Raw genomic sequence first — 872 nt, 5'->3', positions numbered from 1 at the left:
CTAGTAGGACTCCGTTAGGTCTGTCTTGATCTTGGTGTGGTCCTGGTGGGCAGGGGTTGGTGGCAGGTGGCGCAGATGCCGGTCCAGCAGTTCAGCAGGTCCTGGAGGGCGTCGAGGATCTGGTAGAGGGTGAGTCCGGTGTGGCGGCTTTTGGGGCCAGCCGCTGCTCGGTGAGGAAGGCGTGGGCGGCGGTGACCAGGGTGGCGTGGTGGTGCCAGCCGTTGAAGGAGCGGCCTTCGAAGTGGTCCAGGCCCAGACCGTGCTTGAGTTCGCGGTAGTCGTGCTCGATGCGCCAGCGGATCTTTGCCAGGCGGACCAGGTCCGGGATCGGGGTGTCGTCGGGCAGGTCGGACAGCCAGAACCGGGTGGGTTCGTCCTCGCCGTCGGGCCATTCGGCCAGCAGTCGCACCTGGGGCAGGACGCCGTCCCACCGGCCGTGCTCGGCCACCGCGGCTGCCTGGGCCAGCCGGCGCGAGCGCACCCCGGCCGGGCGGACCCGCAGCGCGAGGAAGCGGGAGGTCATCGGGGAGCGGGAGCCTTCCCGCCAGGTCACCTCGCTGAAGGCTTCCCGTCCGGCGGCCGCGGCCAGTTGTGCCACCGTCACCGGTGGCTGCCGGTAGCGGGGAAGGGGCCGACGGCCGTTGCCGGACCAGGCGGGGGTGGCGGGGTGCGCCTCGTGCGGCTGGACGGTGATATCGCCGCGGATGCCGACGACGTACGCGTGTCCCCGCTCGGCCAGGGCAGCGCGGAAGTCGGCGTTCTGGCCGTAGCCGGCATCCGCCACCAGGACCGGCGGCGCAAGGCGCCAGGTGGCCAGTTCGTCCAGGGCGTCCAGTGCCAGCCGCCACTTCTCCCGGTGCCCGACGTCCTTG

At 71.6% G+C, this 872-nt stretch carries 1 protein-coding gene; it reads right to left on the bottom strand.

What is annotated here, in order from left to right; translation table 11 throughout:
- Positions 1 to 91: 91 nt before the first annotated feature.
- Positions 92 to 872: IS701 family transposase (locus tag ABD357_RS28595; RefSeq protein ID WP_344393901.1), on the bottom strand; the 781-nt coding region annotated here is incomplete at its 5' end.

It is taken from the genome of Streptomyces vastus, assembly GCF_039532825.1.
GTDB classification, from domain to species: domain Bacteria; phylum Actinomycetota; class Actinomycetes; order Streptomycetales; family Streptomycetaceae; genus Streptomyces; species Streptomyces vastus.
The sequence above is the reverse complement of the archived record's forward strand: the minus strand, read 5'-3'. Positions and strand labels throughout refer to the sequence as shown.